Source organism: Candidatus Nitrosocosmicus sp. R (assembly GCF_054408505.1).
This window is the reverse complement of sequence record NZ_CP167090.1, coordinates 1990499-2007073: the sequence shown is the minus strand read 5'-3', so window position 1 is coordinate 2007073 and position 16575 is coordinate 1990499. Positions and strand designations below refer to the sequence as shown.

16 protein-coding genes are annotated in these 16575 nt (G+C 33.2%); 7 read left to right on the top strand and 9 right to left on the bottom strand.

The genetic code is table 11. The features are described 5' to 3' along the window. Positions 1-193 precede the first annotated feature (193 nt). On the top strand, positions 194-1063 hold the full coding sequence (locus AAGU22_RS10245; protein WP_458719013.1) for a ParA family protein: 870 nt from the start codon (positions 194-196) through the stop codon (positions 1061-1063). Here AAGU22_RS10245 and AAGU22_RS10240 read toward each other — a convergent pair. From AAGU22_RS10240 to AAGU22_RS10225, 4 genes are all read right to left on the bottom strand, one after another. After that, positions 1060-1923 (bottom strand): hypothetical protein, encoded by an 864-nt coding sequence (locus AAGU22_RS10240; RefSeq protein ID WP_458719012.1) that lies wholly within the window; start codon positions 1921-1923, stop codon positions 1060-1062. The two genes, AAGU22_RS10245 and AAGU22_RS10240, sit on opposite strands and share 4 nt — an antisense overlap. Before the next feature lie 1157 nt (positions 1924-3080). Beyond that, a complete protein-coding gene (locus AAGU22_RS10235; RefSeq protein WP_458718895.1) occupies positions 3081-3377 on the bottom strand; it encodes a hypothetical protein in 297 nt (98 codons plus the stop codon). A 19-nt stretch (positions 3378-3396) separates the two neighbouring features. After that, positions 3397-3702 carry a hypothetical protein gene (locus tag AAGU22_RS10230; protein WP_458719011.1) on the bottom strand — a complete coding sequence of 102 codons (306 nt, stop codon included), beginning with the start codon at positions 3700-3702 and terminating at the stop codon, positions 3397-3399. Positions 3703-4466: 764 nt separating this feature from the next. Beyond that, positions 4467-4634, bottom strand: coding sequence for a hypothetical protein (locus tag AAGU22_RS10225; protein WP_458719010.1), 168 nt, complete (start codon positions 4632-4634; stop codon positions 4467-4469). A 938-nt stretch (positions 4635-5572) separates the two neighbouring features. Between AAGU22_RS10225 and AAGU22_RS10220 the strand changes: the two genes are divergently transcribed. Beyond that, positions 5573-7756 (top strand): tetratricopeptide repeat protein, encoded by a 2184-nt coding sequence (locus tag AAGU22_RS10220; RefSeq protein WP_458719009.1) that lies wholly within the window; start codon positions 5573-5575, stop codon positions 7754-7756. A 346-nt stretch (positions 7757-8102) separates the two neighbouring features. Next, the gene (locus AAGU22_RS10215; RefSeq protein ID WP_458719008.1) at positions 8103-8495 is read left to right on the top strand and encodes a hypothetical protein; all 393 of its coding nucleotides are present in this window, start codon (positions 8103-8105) and stop codon (positions 8493-8495) included. Positions 8496-9084: 589 nt separating this feature from the next. On the opposite strand, the gene AAGU22_RS10210 is transcribed toward AAGU22_RS10215, so the two are convergent. The 3 genes from AAGU22_RS10210 to AAGU22_RS10200 all read right to left on the bottom strand — a co-directional run bounded on the left by AAGU22_RS10210 (position 9085) and on the right by AAGU22_RS10200 (position 10704). Continuing rightward, positions 9085-9390, bottom strand: a complete 306-nt coding sequence (locus AAGU22_RS10210; protein WP_458719007.1) for a hypothetical protein — start codon at positions 9388-9390, stop codon at positions 9085-9087. Positions 9391-9776: 386 nt separating this feature from the next. Next, positions 9777-10196 (bottom strand): secondary thiamine-phosphate synthase enzyme YjbQ, encoded by a 420-nt coding sequence (locus AAGU22_RS10205; RefSeq protein ID WP_458719006.1) that lies wholly within the window; start codon positions 10194-10196, stop codon positions 9777-9779. 145 nt (positions 10197-10341) lie between these two features. Beyond that, complete coding sequence (locus tag AAGU22_RS10200) at positions 10342-10704, bottom strand: hypothetical protein (RefSeq protein WP_458719005.1); 363 nt, start codon at positions 10702-10704, stop codon at positions 10342-10344. Between the two features lie 862 nt (positions 10705-11566). Between AAGU22_RS10200 and AAGU22_RS10195 the strand changes: the two genes are divergently transcribed. Both AAGU22_RS10195 and AAGU22_RS10190 read left to right on the top strand, forming a co-directional pair. Beyond that, positions 11567-13009, top strand: coding sequence for an amidase (locus AAGU22_RS10195; RefSeq protein WP_458719004.1), 1443 nt, complete (start codon positions 11567-11569; stop codon positions 13007-13009). Positions 13010-13216: 207 nt separating this feature from the next. Beyond that, entirely contained in the window at positions 13217-14017 is an 801-nt protein-coding gene (locus AAGU22_RS10190; protein ID WP_458719003.1) for a creatininase family protein, read from the top strand. A gap of 181 nt (positions 14018-14198) precedes the next feature. Here the strand turns inward: AAGU22_RS10190 and wrbA are convergent, their stop codons facing one another. Further along, complete coding sequence (gene wrbA / locus AAGU22_RS10185; protein WP_458719002.1) at positions 14199-14825, bottom strand: NAD(P)H:quinone oxidoreductase; 627 nt, start codon at positions 14823-14825, stop codon at positions 14199-14201. Positions 14826-15118: 293 nt separating this feature from the next. Between wrbA and AAGU22_RS10180 the strand changes: the two genes are divergently transcribed. Continuing rightward, positions 15119-15367: a hypothetical protein gene (locus AAGU22_RS10180; protein WP_458719001.1), complete on the top strand. Its 249-nt coding sequence runs from the start codon at positions 15119-15121 to the stop codon at positions 15365-15367. A 336-nt stretch (positions 15368-15703) separates the two neighbouring features. Beyond that, on the top strand, positions 15704-16342 hold the full coding sequence (locus AAGU22_RS10175; RefSeq protein ID WP_458719000.1) for a trimeric intracellular cation channel family protein: 639 nt from the start codon (positions 15704-15706) through the stop codon (positions 16340-16342). 3 nt (positions 16343-16345) lie between these two features. Here the strand turns inward: AAGU22_RS10175 and AAGU22_RS10170 are convergent, their stop codons facing one another. Continuing rightward, entirely contained in the window at positions 16346-16483 is a 138-nt protein-coding gene (locus AAGU22_RS10170) for a hypothetical protein (RefSeq protein ID WP_458718999.1), read from the bottom strand. Between the last annotated feature and the right edge of the window lie 92 nt (positions 16484-16575).

Genomic DNA, 16575 nt, shown 5'->3' with positions numbered 1-16575 from the left:
ATTTGATAAATGGTCCTTCAGTTGGTACTTATTATATCAGCGGAATTTGTACTACAATTTTTCATGATTTTTAGCCTTACTTAACGCATCTTATAAAATAAATCCTACAATGGATAATTTTATGATTATATAGGTACGTCATTTCCTTGAGTTAACATAACATCTGAAAGATTTAAAACTCTTAATACTTGAAGTGGTTAATTTAAGTAAATTGGGGAAGTGTATCTCATTCCATTCCTATAAGGGTGGTACAGGAAAAACAACAATAGCCACCAATTTTTCGTTTTTATTGGCTTCTAAGGGTTATTCTGTTTACTTGTTAGACCTAGATTTTTACGCCCCTAGTCTGTATACCTACTTTGATATCGAACCTAATTTATGGATTAATGATTATTTGATTGATAATGCTAGTATAGATGATATCATGATTGATGCCAAGGCGTATTTGAAACCCGAGTTTAAGGGAGAATTATATTTGGGTTTTTCAAAGGGCGGAAAGGATGATATATATCAATTAGAAGGAAATCTAAACAGTGACAAGGAACAAAAATTGAAGCAATTTAGGAACTTCATCTCAATGAGAGAGGAGATACTCATAGGGAGAGAAGCTGATTTTATTATAATGGATACCAGCCCTGGTATCAGATATTGGTCTATAAATTCCATTGTAGTATCCGACATAGTATTACTAACACTAAAAATGGGCGATTTAGATTTGAAAGGAACCATTAAAATGATAAATGAAATTTATTCTTCCCTGATTGAAAGTGGATCCATTTGCAAATTATTGCTGAATCGAGTATCAGGATATTGCATTCCTTCACATAATAATGATGTTCATGAATTTGAGGCTAATGTGGAATCTCAGTATTTACAAAAAGTTAAAAATATGATCAGCAATACGGTTCCAGAATCTATAAAAGTCGGCACCTTGGCTGAGATTCCTTGCTATTGTGACATACAGTTCAAAGAAAGAGAATACTTGACAGTAAGTGAATTGCCCAATCATCCTTTTTCCATTAAAATAGATGAGCTCGTTGAAAAAATCAAAGATTATGCTTAGCTTTGATTTTTTTTCTGTTTAGTAAAAATCTCAACGACATCGTTCAAGTAGTCCTTCATTTTATCTTCAGAACTGGCTTCCTCCGTATTACTCTTCTCCTGTAATTCATTTGAGAACTTCTTGGTCATGCTTAAGACTCTTAATTTCATGTCATCCAGCATCTGAGACTCGGCCAAATTCCCCATGATTTTTAATTCATTAAATGTAGAATTCTTTATGAATTTCTTTATGCTTATGTCATTTGCTATTGAAGTAATAGAATAGAATATACCTACATAAATCAAGATCGTTGAAAATGGGAGGAAGACTAGATTGGGTACACCAAACGGTGGCATCCCCCCAGAAGCGACAGTCGCATTGGCTGATATAAAGAATGTTATTACACCTAAAGCGGCAATTTTAAGAAATCTTTCAACCTGTATGGATATCTTCAGCAAATTAGCGACTGATAGTAAACCCCATCCAAATAAAATTCCACAAGAGGCTGTTAGGAGAGTTGCGATGAAAAGTTGTATTGCAAATGCTATATTTTCATCAAATCTGAGTTCATTACTTATTGTAAAGAAATCATCGTAAGTATAAACAAATTGAAAATAAAATAAGATTAGTGGCAAAGCAACTAGAGCAAAGAATTTTATCTTTCCCACTTTATTAATATGATGATGTAGTAACAAGATTGTACATATCCAAAATAACACAAAATAAATTACTAGAGAGTAGTTTTGCAGTAAAAGTAAGTTTTCCTTAAGGATACAACTTATAGTGTTTTCTTCGCACTCAAAATCAAATATATTTGGAGTAGACATGTCAAATTCAGAAGGTTTCTCTATTAATAGCACTTCAAATAGGAATAAAGACAATAAACTGTTTATAAAAATGAAGAATAAAGTTAAACCGAACAATATTACAAATCTACTTCTATTTACTCTATACCACGAGAACAATTTCAGACTGGCCAACAAACTGATCAATAAACTAAAACCATAGCTTATCATAACTATCAGGTTTAAATTGACCGTATAATATTTTTGATCACTGAGCAAGTCTACCAACAATATTAATGATAGACCGTACAGAGAAATTTGCATTATTCTGAATACTTTCTTATGTTTTGAGAAAATTGATTTTTTCTTTTCCAGCAATTTAAAGATATTTTCCAAAACAAAATAACTAAAAATTATACTAACTATTAAAATAACAGCAAATAAAACTAAACCTGCCTGATTTTTTACTATATCGCTCATTACATCTAAAGAAGAGCTCAGATAATTGTCACAGAATAGCAAAAAAATGAAAGATATTATTGAAATAGTCACAAAGTTTGGCTTTTTTTCAAATAAATCTTTGACTATAACAGATTTCAATCAATATTAGGAATTAATGACTAATATTTTAACCTTAATTAATCTTTCAGATGTTATGTTAACTCAAGGAAATGACGTACCTATATAATCATAAAATTATCCATTGTAGGATTTATTTTATAAGATGCGTTAAGTAAGGCTAAAAATCATGAAAAATTGTAGTACAAATTCCGCTGATATAATAAGTACCAACTGAAGGACCATTTATCAAATTCCTATATTGATACAGCCATTTGGATTGACAATCAGTTTTCAACAAATAACCAATCTTCCTTTATAAAACGAGTTCTATTATTTTTTTTGAACAGGATTACCGTGAATTGGCAGTTCTAAAGTTGAATTATTATCTTTGTCTCCTATAATGAAACAACCATCCTGGATACGATTAAATCAGGAGTATCTAATGATATCACAAGATTAATCATTGGTATAATTATTTGTTTTAGTTAACATTCTAATACTGAAATATATCAGTACTGGAAGGCTTCATTAATTTTGGTCTTTAATAAATAAACAACACTAAGCATCTTTAAATTAATATATTAAGGATATTAAGGAACCATTTCGACACAAATAACAGGTCCTTTGAAAAAAATACCTGGATGTAAAATGCATTATTTATCTTGGATGAATATACTGCAGGCGCTGTTAACTTAGGCGTTTGGCACCTCCTTGTTGTGTATTTTTACAAATAGATTCAACCAGTTTTTGACATGGTCTAGTTTACACTTCTCTTTACTACATGGAAAGTAATCGTCAAATCCTTCAGTTCGATCCTTGATGTACTGCATAGTTCTTTCAATCAGACTTTTCTCAAACGAAGAATTGATATGGTGTTTTAGTTTTAGGAATCTACAAGCCATTGGGTACCAGGTTCCACCGTCTGTTGATACGACATGTTTTCCGTGAATCTTGATCAGACCTGAAATAAATCTCTCTGCGATAAGCATGTTCCTCTCCTTGGATTTATTAGCTAAGAAAGAGTGCGAGAATTTGCCTATTTTCTGGTTCGATTGCTGCCCATAACCAGGAGTATTCTGAGCCGACTTTTATTAATGTCTCATCAATGAGGTATTCTGATATTTTTGTTCTTCTTGTTGAAACCTTTCGAGGTTTATACCTTTGAATCCAATTCCAAATTGCAACGTGACTTCTATTGATAATATGTAAAAAGGACAATGCCTTGGCAGTATTTCTAAGCGATAAGCCTAGAAAGTACAAATACAGACCATAGTAAATATGCTCTGAAGATGTTTTAGTTCTTTTACTTAACATAACAGAAATAGAGCGTCTTTAAGCTAAAGATTTATCGTTAAGTTAACAGGGCCATACTGCATACTTCAATATTTATTACCTTGCGGGAAAAATATCTTTATTCGAATACCAAATCAATTAATAATGAAAGTATATATCTTTAATACCACTATAATATTATATTTCACAGTAGCAAGTGACGTATAATATTGGGTTGTAATCAATGACTCTTACTTCTTACTCAACTTGATGAACTGAATTCGTCTTACCTTTCTCAAATATAAATAGTAAGGGCGAATCCATTTTTTTGCTAGGAATACTAATGCACAATGGACGCACTTCTAAGAACATTCGGGAACATCTTAAGATAAGTTCCGTTATCATTATCAAACATATGGGATCAACTAATTTTATTCATTAGCAGCGAATGTAACCGACAATCATATGTATTTTACTCCATTCTCAAGGCTACTATCACACAAAAAAACTTCGGAGACGATGGACAAACAAAATTTAGCTTACAATTGGAGAAAGGCAGAAAATATATCGCCATAGATCCTAGAAAATCTCTTGTAGAAGACGAAACAATCTTGATTATCAAAGTATAAGCACTTGGTTTCATCTACAACTAAGTACATATTAATATTACTAATTGCCTTATTGCAGATCAAACACTTGTTATGATGCACCATTTCGTCGTTCATCAGATTGTTACCATTCAACTATAAACTGTCTAACTTCGCTAAAATCGATCTAACGTTATCATTCCATTTTTCCAAATATTATTATCTCCTCTTTAGAGGAAATGGGAAAACACCCATAGTCTCGTTAAAAGAACCTACAAAATCATTAATCATCTTTATTTGATCCGCTGTGAGATTTTCGTTTATTGTATAATCTCCTCTGATCTGATTATCTAATGCAGTTGCTATTTCCCTAATGATACTATTCATACTATGTAATAACTTGCATAACCCTTATGAGTTATGTCATAAGGAACAGGATTCAATATCCTTTCGATTGTATAAAAGTTATTTAATTATTAAAGTTCTACTTTAATATTTCAAATATGTTGCAACACAGGATGTTATTGTAAGTTAACTGTGACTTTAATTCTGGAATTTGAAAATTTAAAGATTAACTGTATAATTGATAAAAAAATGTTGAAAAGATGAAGTTATATTTATGAATAGACAGTGATTATTGCCAACAATTCTCAACTACATAGATTCGTTCCTATTATCTAAGAATTTAAAACGAAATATTTGGTAATGCCAATTTGGTCTCTATTGTCTACTCTATGAATTAGGGTATCATTAATTTATCGGAAATGTTAATTTACCGACATTACCGTTAAACAAATTTTTTGAGTTCTCCATTGTTGGATCGTCATTTGAGAGACAAAAGATCTATCATTAGATCAAATTATTTCGAAGGAGGTATCATATTTTATTTCTAAAATGTTACGACATTCCGCTGAATGTAATTAGGATGATCTGTACTAGGTAACAGAATCTATATATTAGTTTAATATGTTAATCCAATAATTTAAAACCTTCTATTTCTATTAAAATGTTTAAATATTGTTAGAAAATCATAATTAATATTTGTATATTTTTCTATTTTTACTTATTGGAATGATCATATGGCTATCTAGCAATAATTCAAATCCGATGTTGAGGAGTGAGTATACTACTACTCATTAAGAGGGGGTTTAGACATTCTTTCAGTCTATAAACTTCTATTGGCCCATTGATTTCTTGGTAAATGAATTATAAGGTTTATTATGAATTGATATAAGATTTTTAATATCGCGATATTAATTCTATATTGTCTCACAAATAACTATAATGGTTAAATAAATGATAGAGGTAATATGAATTGACATTATTTGGATGGAAATTATAAAATTAACAATATCCCTAGAGATAAGAAAAGGGATAATACAGCTAATTCGAATACCGATAATAACGACGCCGATATCGATAATACTGCCGATGACGGTGGCGAAATTTCTATAAAGGACGACTCTATTGAAAATTCAGATCCTTCTTTACATAATTCTATCGATGACATAACTACTATTATAAACGCCAAGATCAGAAACTCTGATATCTCTACAAAACACAAGGAGTCGATAGAAACTCAATTAGAGGTATTGGCAAATTTAATTAAATCATTACCGTCCAAGAATAACAGTACTTCTACCAAAGATGGTTCTATTCTTTCTAACCATGATGACCAAAAAACCGTCACTTCTTTTGATCAGAACACCGAGATGAACCCACAATATGCAGATGGTTCTATTCTTTCTAACCATGATGACCAAAAAACCGTCACTTCTTTTGATCAGAACACCGAGATGAACCCACAATATGCAGATGGTTCTATTCTTTCTAACCATGATGACCAAAAAACCGTCACTTCTTTTGATCAGAACACCGAGATGAACCCACAATATGCAGATGCCTACAACAACAAAGGCTTGTCTTTGTATTATTTAGGGGATAACCAAGAAGCCATAGCCTGCTACGACAAAGCCATCGAAATAAACCCAGAGTATGATCTTGCATTTTACAACAAGGGCATAGCCTTGTCCGTTACAGGAAATAACCAAGAAGCCATAGCCTGCTACGACAAAGCCATCGAAATAAACCCACAATATGCAGATGCCTACAACAACAAAGGCTTGTCTTTGTATTATTTAGGGGATAACCAAGAAGCCATAGCCTGCTACGACAAAGCCATCGAAATAAACCCAGAGTATGATCTTGCATTTTACAACAAGGGCATAGCCTTGTCCGTTACAGGAAATAACCAAGAAGCCATAGCCTGCTACGACAAAGCCATCGAAATAAACCCACAATATGCAGATGCCTACAACAACAAAGGCTTGTCTTTGTATTATTTAGGGGATAACCAAGAAGCCATAGCCTGCTACGACAAAGCCATCGAAATAAACCCCTACTACGCAGATGCCTACAACAACAAAGGCTTGTCTTTGTACTATATTGGAAGTCAGGATGCCATAGCCTGCTACGACAAAGCCATCGAAATAAACCCCAAGTATGATCTTGCATTTTGCAACAAAGGTTTAGTGTTGGCAGTTACAGGAAATAACCAAGAAGCCATAGCCTGCTACGACAAAGCCATCGAAATAAACCCACAATATGCAGATGCCTACAACAACAAAGGCTTGTCTTTGTATTATTTAGGGGATAACCAAGAAGCCATAGCCTGCTACGACAAAGCCATCGAAATAAACCCCTACTACGCAGATGCATTCTACAATAAAGGAATGGCCCTTTCGGCCACATCTAAATTTGCAGAAGCCATCACATCTTTTGATAAGGCAATCGAAATAAACCCCTACTACGCAGATGCATTCTACAATAAAGGAATGGCCCTTTCGGCCACATCTAAATTTGCAGAAGCCATCACATCTTTTGATAAGGCAATCGAAATAAACCCCTACTACGCAGATGCATTCTACAATAAAGGAATGGCCCTTTCGGCCACATCTAAATTTGCAGAAGCCATCACATCTTTTGATAAGGCAATCGAAATAAACCCCTACTACGCAGATGCATTCTACAATAAAGGAATGGCCCTTTCGGCCACATCTAAATTTGCAGAAGCCATCTTCTCATACGAAAAAACTCTAGAAATTGATTCTGATAACGTAAAAGCACTAAATGGAAAGTCGTGGATACTCGCAAATCAATTTCCTACTCGCATTAACGAAGCATTGGAAACAATAAAGCGAGCATTAGGAATCGATCCAACGGATATAGATATCCTATATACATATGGATTCATTATGGAGCACTTGGGATCTTATAAAGAATCCGTCTCAATTTACAACCACATTTTAAAACAAGATCCCTTGATACCAGAAGTTTGGTATAGATGCTTTGTATCTAAAACAAAATCAAAAGATGACGACTTACCTGACTCTGTGTTTTACTTGAATCAAGCAATTGATCTAAACCCCGAATACGCAGTTATGTCAAAGATCGAAGGACAAAAAAAAATGTCAGGGAATGAGGCACACTATTCTATTCCTATCATGTAATAATTTAGCGAAGGATCTAGATCAGCATGGTGATTTTCACTAGAAACTAATTATATTCATGTCTTTAAATAGACAAGAATTTTGTTTGATTATGCATTCTAAAAGCGAATTATTTCTTATTCAAATTTTAAGATATATTTTTCATTACTATCGATGAATTTATTCAATAAATAAAATAAATTGTTTCCATGAAAAATATTTGCTAATACATTAAGCTAATTTATCTAGTCTTGAATGATGGGTATTTTGTGACATGTTGGTATGATACCAGGTTCCATGTTTCATATTCGAGAGAAAAGAACAAAAATTAATAACATGAAACGTATTTGATATTAATTGAGTATTATTGGATTTTAATAATGAAGATTTCGCAAATAATCACTGCAAACACATAAGGGAGTTGGATCCACTAATCCGGTTTGTAGGCATAGCAAACAGGATGGGTACATTGGTGGGAACTTCCTATCGAGAACATTTGAATGTACTTATGAATGACGATGAGACAAAGCTCTACGCCATGCAGGCAGTATTTCGAGCTGAAATTCGTGAAGATTTTCAGAAAAATTTAGGAGATCTAAATTATTCAGTGGGCAAGTATGACAAACTAATACGTGCTACAATTCCATTAAAGAGTGTTAGTGAAAACAAATATTATATCTTGATCTCATTGGATGTCGAAGCCAATTCAATATTCATTATTGAAAACAAAGTTCTACAGTACATTAAACTACTTACTTAGATGTAATTTAATATGCAGTAAACCGGGCAATAAGGTTGACTGATTTTAAAAGCGGTTTATCCTTCAATAATCAAATAAATCTAACTTAAGTTGCAATTATTCGATTCTTATATACGTAAAATTACCAATTGTTATAAGGGTTGGTGTAGTTATTATAAGCATGAGACAAAAATTTTCAGCGGGAAGTAAATGTGAGTGTTTTTGCCATGGGAAAGAGGGCATTACAGAATATTGTGGTTATTGTTCTTCTTCACATCGTCGAATGAATACAAATCAAAGACCCAGAAGGTAGCTATATTCTTTTGAGAAGATGACTACTTGAAAACTTGTAAACCTGATGACTTATAGATATCCGTTTTATATAATTGAGTGTCTTTTCAAGATAATCAGTTAATTTAATTTATGGATCGAGGAATCAATTAAGAAACTTTTATAAAAGCTCTCTGTTTTTATTAACCTGATACTCAGTCTGAACCATTACACCAATAACTTTTAGATGAGCAGATGCCTGGTTTGATACGTTGTGCTCAGGAAGTTCTTTTTGGAAGGTTTTGGTTAGTTAAGTATTAGGCTGATGTTATTTGACCATTCATATTTCTTTCCAATGCTTTTCTAAATCACCGAGTCTATTCATTGCATCGAGATTATTCTGTAAATCGCAGAATACTGGCTCATTTCGAATTTTTACAAACACTTCAATAACTTGATCATTAGTAACGCCATGTTTGATGTCATAATGGATATTTCTAATTATATTTGATAATTTGCCATATTTTTTGTGTTTCCTTATCTCCCATTTCGATGCATCCTCAGGGAGTCCTTTAACATATTTTATAACGGTTTTTTCCATATTTTCAATATGCCAGCTTTTTAGGGGAAAATTATTTTGGGTCAAAAAATCATCCATTATACTATATATAAAGAGGTATATAATGTTGACAAATTATTTCCGTTTCTCGTCAATAAATTTGGTCACCATTTACTGGTTTATGTGAATTTTTGGCATAATTTCATCTTCAACATGAAGACAAGATTTCTCTATCGAGCACGAGGAGGTTCTATGTGAAACAAATTCATTTTATCAATAAATCCTAATCATCAAAATATATTTACGTCAGGTAAATGGTATTTCTAAATTCACCTTTTCATTCTGGTCTACTAGAGTGGCCTAATTACAATGTTGAAGGAAAAAACATTAGGATTTACTTGTAGTGATCCCTTTACATGCGATTTCATTTGGGTTACTAAACTAATAATCAACATATAATAAATTGGTAACTGCTACTCACCAATAATCTTAACAAGGACCCTTTTCTTTCTATTTCCATCAAATTCTCCATAAAAGATTTGTTCCCAAGGACCAAAGTCTAATTTGCCTTTTGTAATTGCGACAACCACTTCCCTACCCATGATTTGCCGTTTTAGGTGGGCATCAGCATTTTCTTCACCAGTATCATTATGTCTATAATGATTAGTAGGTTCATGCGGTGCTAGTTTTTCTAACCATTCATGGAAATCACGATGTAATCCTGCTTCATCATCGTTGATAAATATGCTAGCTGATATATGCATTGAATTAATTAAACACAAACCTTCTTTGATTCCGCTTAGATCCAAAATCTTTTTCACTTCGGGGGTTATATTGATCAGCTGGAACCTTGATTTGGTATTGAATGTTAGATATTCAGTAGTCGATTTCATTTAATTAGAAACAATTTCTCAATATAATAATCTAATCATTTTGAATTCTGTTCTCAATATACAAAAAGAAATCATGCGCTTAAATCCAGAAAACCCAAAAAAAGTATTGAAAAAAAAGTAAAACCCCTGTGGGGTCTATATTATTTTAGTCAGTGCTGTTTTGGAGAGCAGTTGTAGATGCTAATGGATTTTCGCTTTCAGATGCGCCTAATGGAGCACTATCTCCTCGTTGCAATGGGGATAAACAATCACCATTTTGTTGTGCATTGAGATTAAGATTGTTACCAGTTAAAGCATTAAATTCTGGTGCTATAGATTGTGCGTCAGAACCACTTGCTTGGTCTTGTGATGGGCCCTGTTCTGCTGAACTAGTTGCTTCTTGTCCGAGTGCACTATTACCAGAACAGAATTCTTCTTGAACAACAGTTGCTGATACATTTGGAATATACATTCCAACAATTCCTGCTACGAGTAAGGCTGAAACTATTCCTGTTAATATTTTGTTCATCAGGTTGAAAACTCTTATATCATATTTACCCATTTTTTAACAATGTTTGGATGAATTATCTTAACCTATCATAGATGATAATATTAGTATGGCAATCTATTTTATTTTGTTCTTTAAAACTTATTAGGAATATATTTAATTAATCTTTTACATTGCTTTTTTGTTTTAGATTAGATTTTCATCCTCGCTCTAAAGATCCTATTATTGATATTGGAATACTTAAAAATGTTACCGTTATTATTATAGACACAAATCATATCCTCTAAAGAAGAATAATTCACTCATTTGAATAATTAGAGTTGGATTAAAATCACAAGAATAAAACATCATTGAATTTATAGACTAGTTTGAATCTAAATGCATAATATAATTGGATTCTTAGTTTAACGAATTTTAGAATAATTTAGACTTTTTTATACTATTCCTAAATGAGTAATTTTACCAAAGTATTATACACCAAGTATTTATCACTTTGATGTCTAAGTACATAACCCTCATAAATTACTTGTACTACTATATAACTACCCTGTAAATTGACACTTTTTTGATAGCGACTCTTGCACCAACTGCGCTTAGATAATCATCATGAAAACAAATCCAGATGTGATTGTTATAAAAATCGGCCAATATTAGAATCTTAAAATAATTTCCTATATTTCGTAAAATATCTTACAACAGTTGATATCCTTTAAAATATTCCTTTTTACTACTTGTTCTTGATGATAAACTTGATACATTTTGGCAAGAATAATTACTTACGTGTGACGGGAAAATGATTTGAATTTACATATTAAAGTAAACCACTCTCTTAAATAAGACCATATAATTTATTACCTGAAAAGTGGTTGGTAGGATTGGAATTATGATTGATTTCAAACCTCCAATTTTTCCTTTTACCATAGAAAATCTATCTAAATCTATCAGGACTGGCGAGTTACTTCCTTCGGAATTGACAGGATTATGCCTAGATCGAATTGAAAAATTCAATCATATACTAAATTCATTCATAACTCTTCGGAGTGAAGAAGAAATTTTTGAAATTGCCGAAAAATGTGATAAACGGGCAAAACTAAATGACCTTTTGGATCCTTTGGATGGAATTCCATACTCAATTAAAGATATGATTCACGCAAAGCACCTCAAATTTACTGCAGGGTCAAAATTTTATTCTGATTACGTTTCTAGTACTACAGCGTCAGTTGTAAAAATCTTGAATAAAAAAGGGGCAATTCTTATAGGGACAAATAATCAAAACGAATTTGCATCAGGAATTACTGGCAAAAATTATACCTTCGGAGACTCAAAAAATCCTTTCGATTTATCGAGAATATCTGGAGGTTCTAGTGGCGGTTCTACTGTTGCCGTTGCCTCTGGTATGGTTATATTTTCTTTAGGAACAGATACAGGTGGTTCTGTCAGAGTTCCAGCTTCTCTTTGTGGTTTAGTGGGTATGAAGCCAACCTTTGACTTGATAAGTACTTCTGGCATATTCCCACTTTCACCATCCTTAGATCATATTGGGTGGTTGACAAGGAGTGTGTGGGATGCGAATTTAATTTTTAAAAGTCTCTACGATTCTAAAAACTTCAAAAAGGTAAAAAAAAATACATTGTTAACCCACAAACCTTTGAGAACATCAGAATTAGTAGTAGGAATTCCAAAGAGATATTTTCTAAAAGTAATGGATTCTCGGATTAAGAAAATGTTTATTGATTTCATTCAGAATGTTTCACAAACTCCAATTCTCGTAAAAAATTTTGATATAAAGTATACAAATAATATTTTCTCAAGTTGGAAGACGGTGAGATTGTATGAGGCTTCAATGATTCATGCAGATAAGCTTGAATCAGATGCTGGCCAATTTGGGTCTGATGTGATGAAAATGCTCGTCGAGGGAACTCGTATTAGCATTGATGATTACATTCGTGCCAACAAACAAATAAGAAATATTAAGCATGAATTTATGAACCTTTTTAGTAGTGGAATTCAAGCTATTCTAATACCAACTACTGTTATACTGGCACCAAAGTTACGAAAAGTCAATATAAAAATTGACGGTCTCCAACTGAATGTTCGAAAGGCCTTACTGAGGAATACAGTTTTATTTAATAGTATCGGACTTCCAGCAATTTCAATTCCACTGGGATTTGTTACTGAAAAATCAAATATACTTCCCGTGGGCATACAAATAATTGGTCCCCAGTATGAAGATCGTTTAGTTTTGTTTGTGGCAAAAAAGATAGAGGAACTCGTTGGATCAAATAGCAATTTGGATTCAGTAACTAGGAAAGAGGTTCAATTTTAATTCTCAATTGATTATCAAGAAAAAGAACAAAGTCTGATTTGTTAGTTATTTTTGCATGTGATGATTAAATAGATCTAGATATTGATTATGTTAAATGACGCCTCAAGCTCATTCAACAAATGTATACAGTTGTTTGAATTTATGTTGAAGATAATTTAAGATGAAAATTTAAAGTATAGTAAATTCTTTTAGAATGTGATTGATTTAATGGATAAAAAACTTCTATTAGAAGAAATGAATGCGAATCAGGTTAAGAATGTCGTCAACGACAATTCAATTGCTTTCATTATTCTCGGTTCATGCGAAAATCACGGGAACCATTTACCTTTTGGTTCTGACTCTATATTCCCAATGAATCTTGCGAAAATCATATTAGAAAAAATTGACATCGACAATCCCTCATCAGATCATAAGTATTTCATCTTGCCTGTCGTGCCCTACGGAGTTAGTATACATCACAATGATTTTCAAATGACCATTAGTCTAAAATTTTCAACAATGATTTCTGTAATAGAGGACTTGCTAGATAGTTTGGCAAAAAATGAGATCAAAAAAGTACTTGTAATAAATGGTCATGACGGTAATATTGCACCGATTGAAGTAGCTTCTCGAAATTTAAAAGACAAGTATCCTGATATGGTTATTGCTTGTCTTGAATCATGGTGGGTATTAGTTGGACAAAAAAACACAGATATCTTCAATGTGTGGAAGGGGCTAGGTCACGGTGGGGAAGCAGAAACATCCGCTATGATGGTTACAAGACCTGATTTAGTTGACCTACAGTCGGCACCAGATCAGATTATTCCGAACCTACCTGGCGATGATATTCGACTTTACTGGAGATTTAGTGAGTTGACCGGGACCGGGGCAACTGGTGCTCCCAGAGAGGCATCGGTTCAAAAGGGACAAGAAATTATAGAAATTCTCGAAAGAGTTGTTTTAGATTTCATAAACAAGATGAATGCCCGTAATTGGAAATATGGGGTATCTACAAGTAATTTCGAGTAGATTTTTTATCAATTTCAGGACTTTATCGCCATCATCATTAATTGTTACCCTGATGTCTGTTTGCTGACCATCATTTCATGAGGAATATACATCATTTAATCAAAGGAGTACCCAATTTGTATTTTGATCCGATAGTAAAAGTATGAATGTATTTGTATTGTTTTCCCAATCTTGAAACTTTCTATGATAGTCTCTGTGCCAATTCGGATACTCTTTTTCCTAGTGCTCGTGCTACTTTGGTATCTGCCTCTGTAATTTCTTTATTTGACATAGGTCCTACAATTCTACTGGGGCCATAGGGACTTCCACTCTGAGTTAATTCGGGAACCGCATAAGGGACGCCCACAATTATCATTCCATGATGAAGCATAGGAAACATCATCGAAATAGCAGTCGTCTCTTGACCTCCATGGACTGAAGCCGCTCCAGTAAAGACTGCCCCTAGCTTGTCAATAAGCGATCCCTTCATCCACAATTCGCTAGTTCGATCCCAGAGAGCCTTCATAGGTGCAGCCATATTTCCAAATCTAGTAGGTGACCCAAAAATAATTGCATCATAATTGGGCATTTCCTTTACCAAATCTTCGACTTCACTAGTTGGATATCTATTAGTCAAGTCTTCTACAGTTTTTGACCACTCGGGGTTTTGTGAAATTACTTCAGCCGGAACGTCATCTGCAATTCTTCGAAGTGTTACACTAGTATTTGGAACTTCCTTTGCTCCATATGCAATTTCCTCGGCCATTTCAGCAGTGTTTCCATATCTTGAATAAAAAAGGATGAGAATTTTTGAGAATTTTTCAGACATGATTAATTAGTTTTTTTTAAATTATATAAATTACATATATACATAAAGTTACAATTTGTCATATCCTCGACTTTAACGATTTGTGAAAAAAGGGCAGTGCCTACACTGATCCATGCCTACGCTCAGCTTCATTTGATAGCTTTAAGGAAGTTCATTGCAGGGACGTAGACCATGTCAAGGCTGGATAAAACTTAATAATCGTAATTCCTAATACCGACTAATAATTGGGAATTCTAAGTTTCTTGATAGGTTTAGTGATATCTACTTTTCTGATTTATGTAGTTACAAAGTTGATGGGTGAAAAAGAGGGATTTAAAACAGCCTTCTTTGCTGCTCTTTTAGGTTCAATTATGTTTGGAATTGTTAGTTATGTATTTGGATATGGCTTTCTTGCAGCCGCAATAGGGGGTATTATATGGTTGATATCACTCAAGTGGCTTTATAGCACAGGATGGCTCAAGGCTATATTGATTGCCGTGGTTATTTGGATCGTAGTATCAATAGTTGGCATCTTTTTGCCAACATTTCCAAATCCATTTTAGCTTTTCCAAATGTTTTCGATTCTCAAACATAGAGATTTTTATTTCTATAACTTTATTCAATTTCAGCTGGGATCATTGAAATTTTAGTGGAGACATTAGAACCAAGAAACTTGTCATCATGTTTCCATCTGTTATATTCTATAACTTGTTTTTCTATCTTTAAGCATGTTCTAAGCCTAAAAAAGGGTAATCAACTGTTTTATATAACCACCATACTCCATAATCCTAAGTTTGACTTGAGAATCGACTAATTGATCTTTAGTTATTGGTACTGTCTAATTACTTCAACAAATGAATGCAATCTCAAATATATCTTATTTTAGTTACTAGCTATGGATGATTGACCTGCAATTTGTCTTTATTTATTATCCACAAATAACACTTTTTCTTGATTATTTTGGTACAGTAGCATTTGCAATTACAGGAGCATTCAAAGCAATAGAACAAAAAGCCGACATCGTAGGAGTAATTATCCTTGCTAGTGTTACGGGGCTTTCAGGCGGATTGATACGAGATGTCATTTTTGGACAGTATCCTCCCACTGCCTTATCAAACCCTATGTATCTGATCCTATGCTTCATTACAGGCTTTTCGATATTTTTCCTATATCCTCGATTGAAAAAACATTGGAATATTTTTCTAAAATGTGATGCGATAGGGTTAGGGGTATTTACGGTGATTGGAGCAGGCATTGCATATTCTATCTTTGGTCCAAACTTCCTCTTAGTTTCCATTGGAGGTCTGATTACAGCTACGGGAGGAGGAATTCTAAGAGACGTTCTAGTAAATGAAGTTCCTTTGGTATTTGTTAGAGAACTTTATGCAACAGCTAGTTTCGTAGGAGTAATTATTTTCTTTGTATTGATAATTTTGTCCGATCCAGTTACTGCAGCAATCGTTGGAATTATTTCTGCTACTGGTATTAGGTTATTAGCCATAAAATATGCATGGAATTTACCTAAGGTAAAAACTTGATATTCAAAAACAACGACTTTTTTCGTATTTACTATTTCCGGTTTGCAACAATTTGATCTTGTAAGCAGGAGAGTAATTGGATTCAGCATTGACTCCACGTTTTGATACTTGGCCCATATTTGATGTCCGTCCCTCTACCATGACGAGTTGCACCGAAAACCAAAATTTTATTAACCAGGGCATTAGCAAAGTTTAATTCCAATAATCGTTAAAAGTACGATATAAATTGCTGT